Raw genomic sequence first — 6962 nt, forward strand, 5'->3', positions numbered from 1 at the left:
CTAATTTCGGCTCATGTCGTCAAGCTTTTGAAGCTGCGCCTTCATTGCATCAAGAATGCAGGGAGCATCTTTACCACATAAATTTCGCTTCGAAAGCCATTCTCTTTGTTTGCGAATTGCGTCGTCCACTGTATCCCCGGCCGACTTTCTTTGCTTGATTAATTGCGAAAACGATGTGGCTACACTTTTGTCAAATGACGAAAGTTCATATGAGCCACATATCTCCATCTCCACTTCGCTCTTTGCCTTGTCGCAGTTGAAAGATGGATTTGGTTTCGCGTTGTCGCGAATCCGTTTTAGAGTGAGAATTGTTTCCCCATACCACCGCAGCAGAAGCTTTCCCGGACTGGGTGAAAGTATCCATGCGCCATTTGTTTTATCTGATGCTCCCAAACTGCCCTGCCAAGGCTGAGCGCCACAAAACACCCTAATAACATCAACCATCGTTGATCCGGGAATATCAATTTTGTAATTTTTTTCAGTAGCGCTCATTGCTGGATTTCCAAATCCAGACATGCTAGATGAAATCAGGTCGCGCAAGTTTGTTTGTGAGGTCTGAATATTTGCCTCAGCACAAGATCGGTTTTCGGGGGCGTCAGTCCATATCTTATTTTTTTTAAAAACGAACAGCCTTCCTACTAGCCGTGGATCATTCCATCCATAGCTTGGGGTCCACTCCGCATCAGCATTCAAGTGCACCGATTCTACTTCCCATTGACCTTCAATGACTGGATTCCATTCGGCAGCAATAGCCTGCAACGATTGGATAAAAATAAATAATCCAACCCCCAGCAGTTTAAAAATTTCTTGCAACCTTATCGACATGCCACCCCCTAGGGACTTACAAATTCGATCATTCATGATTAATCGGCACGCCATTCATCTCATACCGTCCTTCTTGATACAAATTCACTTCATCATCTCGCCTGTGTACGAGACCGGGAAGCACTGTACCCTTCGATTTAACGCCTTCCTTGATCTTGCTCATGGCGGCATCAACTTTTCCAGTGTTAATCAAATTGGTCACGCTGTCCCAGCGCGCGGCGGGGTTGTAAGCAAAACTAACAAGCGCATCAAATTGATTCTGAGAGAGTTGGATTTTTATTGAATTTCTGACCATTTTCTCATACGGTTTGACGGTATGGCGTAGTAAGCCGACCTCTTGCTCATGAGTCAGATCGACCATATTTCGATTATCTTTCGCGAAATCATTGGCGGCGGAATCCTCTTTTCCCGCAGCCTTCGCGATACCTGCGGCAGTCTCGTCTGATAGGCCAATAGCTTTCATATCTGCAATAATCCCTGCCTCACTACGCCCTTTCATATCATATCCAGCCCCCAACGTAACACCGCTTGCTCCGCCGGGCCAATGCAATCGGTTGGTCGTGCCAGCTTGCGCCTCGTGTGAAAATATAAACCACAATCCATCGTCAGAAAGTGCCTCACCGATGCTCGTCCCTTTCGCCGTGAAATTCCCAATCAACCCAATCGGATGGAGGTGCCAAGGCGAAAGGTCCGAGGGAAACCCATCAACACCCTTGATTTGCTCCCACCACTGAAGCTTCGCGAGCCGGTCAAGTTCCGTCTTCCACATCTCGGTCTGCTTCTGCATGAGCGGGCTGAGTTCTTCCCACTTGCCTAGACCGCCGCCCCATTCGGTTTCGTTGCGTACCACAAGGTGCGAAACCGCTTCAGCCATCCACGGCGTTTCAAGTGCGTGCTTCAGTTCCTGCGCCGTCACCTTTCCGTCTTGGTTCTTATCAATCGCCTTTTCAAGTTTCGTGATGAGTTCACCGGCGTTGACCTTCGCCGCTTCGTCCATGAACTCAGTGCCTTCTTCATCCGCCATATACTGCTCGGTCGTATGGATATGGCGTTTGAACATGTCGGACGGGCTCACGCTACCGTTGTCGACCAATTCGAAACCCGGCCATTCCCAAGGACTCCGAAACTGTACGTTTGGATGATCAGTGTCGCACACCCAGCCTTGCTGGTCGGAACCGTCCTTCGAACCAACCGTGATATTCCACCAATGATGGCCCTTGTCATCGATTGCGATGTTGTCCGTCCCAAGCTTGTCGAGTTCGGCACGGCGAATCACGTTCCGGAAGCCCACTCCCGGCCCGCTTGCCTTGGAAACGTCCAGCGGAAAATTCTGCCAACCCGAAACATTCGCTGTGCTGATCGTGTTCGCAAGACTGCTTTCCACCCACATCGGCTTCCCGACATCTGCCAGCTTTTGCCCGGCCTTCTGTTTGCCTTTCGCGGGTACGTTTGTCACGCTCTTGGGCTGCACCTTGATCCAGCGCGAACCCTTCGCATCGCCGACCGGTACAAGCTTCAGCCCGGCTTGGGTCAATTTCTGATCCGGCGCGGGAACTTCGCTTACCAATTTCGCCCCCGGCTCGATTTCCAGAAGCGGTTGGTTTTTGTCGTTCAGTTCCTTGGCGCGATTGCGGCTTCGGTCCATGAAATCCTTGAAATCCGCTCCCGCGAACACTTCGAGATGCAGCATCGGGAAGTTCGACTTGGGCGGTATCGGACTGGCTTTCACGGCCCATTGATACTGGCCGACATGGGCGACGACTTCGCCTGCCTTGACGCGCTGCGGCTCCTTCAGGATAACGACGGTATCAAGCGGCTTCGGATCGACAACGGCATCCAGTTCCCCTTTGAACACATAGCCCCAAGGCGCTTGGGGGGACACCGGCTTACCCACTTCGGCAGGCAAAATCGTGCCCGATTTAACGGCCTTGATCTTGATCCAGTCTGGATGGGCCGGGTCGCCTTCGCCGGCAATAATTTCAGCCCCTTTCGGCAACACACCGGCAATCTTGCTCTTGCCGTTCGGCAATTCTCTAATGCGCAACCCCGTCTGGGGAGCCGGTAGATCGGCATCTTGCTCGCTACTCGCGGGCGGCGGATCATTCCGGAGGGTGTTGTTAATGGGCAGATTGTCGGCCCCATCGGTACGCGGAGCGGGCGGCGCAGGCGCTTTCGGCTTCGGCATGGATTGCGGATCTTTCGCCTTATCGCCAACCCGATAGTAGCGCTCGCCCTCCCAATACGACATCGGCGTGGGAAGCGTCGGGTCCGGCTTCGCGTTAGATTGAGCCTGTTCGATCGCCTTCTGATAGGTCTTCCAGTCCATCGTGTGCATGTACAGGCTGAAGAACACGAGGGGCTTGTCGTTCGCCGGTTTGCTGCTGGGTGCTGGGTTATCGGCCGGGGCGGGTGTCGGCGGCGTGGCGGTGGTCGATGCTGGCGCGGGAGCCGATGCTGGGGCCGCAGGTTTCGCGGGTTCTTTCGGTGCCGGTTTCGGCGGCAGCGGCGGCAATTTCAATTCATGCCGGATCAGTACAAAACCGGTCGAGTAGTGCGCCAGACCAAGGTTGTTCGGGTACGTCGTTTCCTCGTATTGCGTGTTCAGTCGGTACGCAACAATCTTGCCGTCCGCGATGGCGCGCACGCCGCTGTCCTGCTTCAACATTTCGGCGCTGCCCGCCGTGAAGTGCACGCCTCCGTGCCACATACCACTCACTCCCAACGGATAAAAACCCGTGTCGCACTTCGCCAGCGCGCTGAAATACGTCATCGGGTCGGCCGCGTCACTCTTCCCCACGGGCGTGAAGGGATACGCCCAACTCAGCGGCGTATCGGTGGGTTCGGTGGGCTTGGGTGCCGGTTGTGGCGCGGCCGCCGGATGATGTTTCTTTTTGGGCGTTGTTTTGCTCATGATTCCCGACTCGGATTCGGTTTCAGAATTTTTATGTCGATACTACGCCGGCCGATCGGCTCAACCGGAGAACATGGTATAGCGTCCGCCGTCTACCGATACTGGCGACGAATGAAGCGGATTTTGCAAGGTGCTGCTCGCCGCTCCTGCTTTCTCCCAATCCGCACACTTTTCCACAATCTGGCCCGACGTTGCGTTCTCGATCATGTTCGCCGTCAGTTTGATATACGAACCATTCGCGCCAATCCAGATTTCGTCGGCCGACAGGACCATCTTCTTGCCTGCCGTAATCTTCACATCCTGCGACGCGGCCAAGCTCATCGAATCATTCTGCGCCTGAAGGTCTATCGGGCCGCTTGCCGCGTAGATTTTGACGCCGAGTTTTTCCGCAAACAGGCTGATTTGTTCCAGTACGCTGGCGAGCAACGCCCGGCCGGCCGCAAGGTTGATGTCTTCCCCGGCGACCACGTTGGTTTGCTTGTTCGCCGTGATATGCGCCGATCCTTGCGTCGATGCGGCGATGCCTTCCGGACTGGACAGCAGCATGATCGGCTTGGCGAAGCCATTCGCATTGCCAGTGCCGCCGCCTGCCGTGCGGCCACCCTTGGTCGTGCCTGCGACCGCGTGCTGCGTTGCGTCCGTAAAGGATTTCAGCGCGTCGCGGCCAGGTTGCTGGCTTTGTGCTCGATTCGTCTGGCTCGCCTTCGAAGTCGTTTCCAGCATCGCTTCGGCGCGGGTAAGCTGTTCGGATGCCGCCGTCGCACTCAACGGTTGCGTGGCTGCGGGTTGCGTCGAAACGTAGAGCCCTTGCTCGGCCCGCACCGCACCGTAACCCAATGACTTGAGGTCGAAACCCTGCCCGATGAACGCGCCGCGCGTGTTGCCTGAGTGCTGGATCAAGTAGCCCAGGTGAAGGTGAGAGCTATAACTCGTTGAGTACAAATGCACGCGGTTCTGCCCGCTGGCGTCGTCCATCATGAGTTGGTTGTAGCCTTCTCCGCCGTATTCGCGCGACAGCAAGCCCGAGGTCAGCCCGTGTGTGTGCCATTCGGGCATGCTTTCACCACCGTGCATTCTGGACAAAATCACCGGACGGTCACAATCGCCGTTGATGAAGCCAATCAAGACTTCGTCGTTCTTGCGCAGCGGGAACATGCCGCCGCGCTTGTGGCCCGCATCGGGCATCGCCGCACGTATCCACGCCGACACGTTCTGATCGCCGTCATTGAGCCGATCGGATGTCAGACGCACTTTCGCGCGCAGCATCGCATCCGTATAGATTTCCTCGTTGTCCGGTCCGCCGATGATGCCCGTTTGAATCTGCATGACGGGCTTCTTGTGTTCGAACGGACTGCGAAACGCGACGCGACGCCGTTGCGCTTCGATTTCGACATGGAAGAATCCAACGCCTCCGTCTTCGTGACGCACGGCCGAACCCGCGCCAGTCGCGCGCGCTTGCTCGACCTCCGCGCGCAGGCTCTTGCGAAAACGCGTCAGGTTTTCAAGGCCCGGCACGTTGTTCTGAATCAGCCAGTTCACCGAAAGAATCGCCATCTCGCGATCCTGTTCCGATTGTGCATCGTGCACGGGATGCCCCGTCAGCACGCCGTAGCGGCCCGGCCACGCGCAACGCAGTGCGCCTACACCGTGAAAGCGCTGCGCGCGCGAGCGCCATTCCTCAGCGACAACGTTTGCCTGCGCTTCGCCCATGTCGCGATCCGGCCACGTATGCGATCCTGTGTATTCGTACTGCTCGCCCAAGCCCGGAACGTCGTCAAGATCGAACGCGGGCATGGTGACGTGCTTGGGAAGGTCCGGGCGCTTGTAGTCGAACGTGCTCCTATCGAGTTCGGCCGACTGGATTTCTTGCGAGTCGATCCACTCCCCAAGGCCGTCGAATTCCTCGTCCTGCACCGAGCCACTAAACAAAATGGTCTTGTGCATCAGTTCAGGAACCGCAAACAGATCGTCCACGACGACGACCTTGTGCGACTTGCCGTCCTGCGCGATATCGAAACGCGGGAAGACGCCGTTTTCCTCCCACGTGCGGTGCACGTAATTCCAATCCGATTCCCATTGCATGCGCTGAGAGTACGAGCGCAGCGCTCGGCTCAATTGCCAAGTCACGTTACCGGACGCCTGCGGATACTTTGCGAGCACGTCGGACACGGTTTGCTGCGCGGGTGTCTCGATCCAGTCGCGCCGGTCGCTCCCAAGCCGAAGCAGCGCAAGGAACGAGTTGAATCGAAGCTGATAGTAGGTGTTGGCACCGTCCGCGCCCAAGCGACTGAACGCGGTCACGAAGCCATGAACCGGCATTTCACTGCCGTCCGTCTGCCGAATCCACAACGTCACGGACTGCCGAATCAGCGCCTTGGCCTGAATCGTTTCAAGCCGGGTCGATGTGGCATCGATAGTGAATTCGAAGTCTCGACCAAGGCATGCGCGCCCCCGGACATACAGCGGAATCAACCAGTCTTCGCCAAGTGGCGTATCAAGGCGGACAATGCGTCCATGTTGCACGTATTGCGCGCGCAGTACCTTGTTCAGCAGATCGGAAACCATCAGACTACCCCGTACCGTGTCGTAACAAAAACGGCCGCCGGGCAACGCCGGGCGGCGGATTGGAATCACATAACAGGAAGGCCCAAATATTTCGGCCGCTATTGAGGGCCTTCGAGCATCGGCGCGATTCAAACTGCCGAATCGCGCCGAGCCGGGATTCATCATATCAAATCGCGATCTACCCCCACCGCGTGCTGACGAAGCTTCACATTCAATGTCGCGCCGAACGGTTCGCGTCGCCGCCGTATCGCGCCAGCCAGTATCGCGAAGCCGTCATGCGCAGTGCGTCGTGTCACCGCCGCAAGTCTTCTTCTCCCAGCTCAGTGAGTTCGCGTATCGCTTGCAACACGTAGCGTCGATCTTCGTCGCGCATTTCGACGTGTAGCGCGAAGCGGGCGATGGCGGTCAATCTGGAGTAGTGTGTCGCGACGTGCTGGAACTGACCCTGAACCGGATTTAGTCCCGATCGGAAGTGGAGATTTCCGGCTTGGTTGAGTTGTCGGGCGAGGCGGATTCCCTTGCCTGACGGGCGAATTCGGCAGGCGTCATCCACTGCAATGCGGAGTGGGGACGAACCTCGTTATAGTACGTGCGCCAGTCGTCGATTTTGCTCTGCGCGTCGGCCAATGACAAGAACCAATGCGCGTTCAGACATTCCTGC

Annotated in this window: 4 protein-coding genes; all 4 read right to left on the reverse strand. The window is 56.4% G+C overall.

The genetic code is table 11. The features are described from left to right. Complete coding sequence (locus B7G54_RS38625) at positions 1-861, reverse strand: lysozyme inhibitor LprI family protein (RefSeq protein WP_133059177.1); 861 nt, start codon at positions 859-861, stop codon at positions 1-3. Continuing rightward, on the reverse strand, positions 854-3736 hold the full coding sequence (locus B7G54_RS16890; protein WP_085040073.1) for a glycoside hydrolase family protein: 2883 nt from the start codon (positions 3734-3736) through the stop codon (positions 854-856). Before B7G54_RS16890 ends, B7G54_RS38625 begins: the two co-directional genes overlap by 8 nt. 60 nt (positions 3737-3796) lie before the next feature. Then, on the reverse strand, positions 3797-6301 hold the full coding sequence (locus B7G54_RS16895; protein ID WP_085040074.1) for a type VI secretion system Vgr family protein: 2505 nt from the start codon (positions 6299-6301) through the stop codon (positions 3797-3799). A 456-nt stretch (positions 6302-6757) separates the two neighbouring features. Next, the coding region (locus tag B7G54_RS16900) for an integrase core domain-containing protein (RefSeq protein WP_244289223.1) at positions 6758-6962 on the reverse strand (205 nt) is incomplete at its 5' end.

This window comes from Burkholderia puraquae (assembly GCF_002099195.1).
In the GTDB taxonomy this organism is placed as follows: domain Bacteria; phylum Pseudomonadota; class Gammaproteobacteria; order Burkholderiales; family Burkholderiaceae; genus Burkholderia; species Burkholderia puraquae.

Coding starts and splice junctions, on each gene's coding strand:
- B7G54_RS16890 (WP_085040073.1), bottom strand. CDS start 3,736: ATGAGCAAAACAACGCCCAAAAAGAAACATCATCCGGCGGCCGCGCCA.
- B7G54_RS38625 (WP_133059177.1), bottom strand. CDS start 861: ATGAATGATCGAATTTGTAAGTCCCTAGGGGGTGGCATGTCGATAAGG.
- B7G54_RS16895 (WP_085040074.1), bottom strand. CDS start 6,301: ATGGTTTCCGATCTGCTGAACAAGGTACTGCGCGCGCAATACGTGCAA.